1 protein-coding gene and 1 pseudogene are annotated in these 1,645 nt (G+C 61.3%); both read left to right on the forward strand.

What is annotated here, in order from left to right:
- The first annotated feature begins 24 nt into the window (after window positions 1-24).
- Entirely contained in the window at window positions 25-999 is a 975-nt protein-coding gene (locus tag ACRXB1_RS35695; protein WP_086386791.1) for an aspartate carbamoyltransferase catalytic subunit, read from the forward strand.
- Window positions 1,000-1,003: 4 nt separating this feature from the next.
- Window positions 1,004-1,645: pseudogene (locus ACRXB1_RS35700) on the forward strand (dihydroorotase); the annotation flags it as partial.

Below are 1,645 nucleotides of genomic sequence, written 5' to 3' on the forward strand. Positions count from 1 at the left end.
AGCGCGCCGGACAGGAAGCCGGCGGTGACGCGCCCAGGCTTTCTCAAAGGCAATCCGCAGCTCACCAAAAACGGCGAACTCAAGCATCTGCTCACCATTGAAGGCCTGCCGCGCGCCATCGTCACGCATATTCTCGATACCGCCGAACAGTTCGTCAGCGTGACCGACCGTGAGATCAAGAAAGTGCCGCTGTTGCGCGGCAAGTCGGTCTTCAACCTGTTCTTCGAAAACTCCACGCGCACGCGAACCACGTTCGAGATCGCCGCGAAGCGATTGTCGGCGGACGTGCTGAACCTGAACATCAATGCGTCGTCCACGAGCAAGGGCGAATCGCTGCTCGACACCATCAACAATCTTTCCGCGATGCACGCCGACATGTTCGTCGTGCGTCATGCGTCGAGCGGGGCGCCGTATCTGATCGCCGAGCATTGCGCGCCGCATGTGCACGTGATCAACGCCGGCGACGGGCGTCATGCGCATCCGACGCAAGGCCTGCTCGACATGTACACGATCCGTCACTACAAGAAGGACTTCAGGAACCTGCGTGTGGCGATCGTCGGCGACATCCTGCATTCGCGGGTGGCGCGCTCCGACATCCATGCGCTGACCACGCTCGGCGTGCCTGAAGTGCGCGCTATCGGGCCGCGCACCTTGTTGCCGAGCAACCTGAACGAGATGGGCGTGCACGTGTATCACAACCTCGACGAAGGCCTGAAGGACGTCGATGTGATCATCATGCTGCGGTTGCAGAACGAGCGCATGAGCGGCGCGTTGCTGCCGTCGGCGCAGGAGTACTTCAAGTCGTGGGGACTCACACCCGAGCGTCTTGCGCTCGCCGCGCCCGATGCCATCGTGATGCATCCGGGACCGATGAATCGTGGCGTCGAAATCGATTCGCAAGTCGCCGATGGCCCGCAGTCCGTGATTCTCAACCAGGTCACCTTCGGGATCGCCGTGCGCATGGCGGTAATGGGCATCGTTGCCGGGAATAGTGATTAAGCCAATGCAAATACATATTCAGGGCGGCACGGTCATCGACCCGGCCGCGGGCACCGAAACACTCGCCGATGTGTTTATCGATGAGGGGAAGATCGTGGGAATCGGCAATGCGCCCGCCGACTTTTACGCAGCACGTACCTTCGATGCAAAGGGCCTCGTGGTATCGCCGGGATTTGTCGATTTGAGCGCACGGCTTCGCGAACCCGGGTTCGAGCACAAGGCCACGCTGGAATCCGAAATGGCCGCCGCTGCAGCCGGCGGTGTGACGAGTCTCGTGTGTCCGCCGGACACCGATCCCGTTCTCGATGAACCTGGTCTCGTCGAAATGCTGCGTTTTCGCGCGCACAAGCTGAACAAGGCGCACGTGTATCCGCTGGGCGCGTTGACCGTAGGGCTCAAAGGCGAAGCGATCACCGAAATGGTCGAGTTGACCGGGTCGGGTTGCGTCGGATTTTCACAGGCCGATACGCCGATCGTGAACACCCGCACGCTCTTGCGCGCGCTGCAATATGCGACCACTTACGGTTACGCCGTCTGGCTGCGTCCGCAAGACAGCTACATGGCGAGCGGCGGCGTGGCGGCGAGCGGCGTATCGGCCTGTGAAAATCCGACGCAACCCAACCCGGTCAACTCGACCATTTCGGTA

The sequence above is a fragment of the Caballeronia sp. M23-90 genome, from assembly GCF_053574605.1.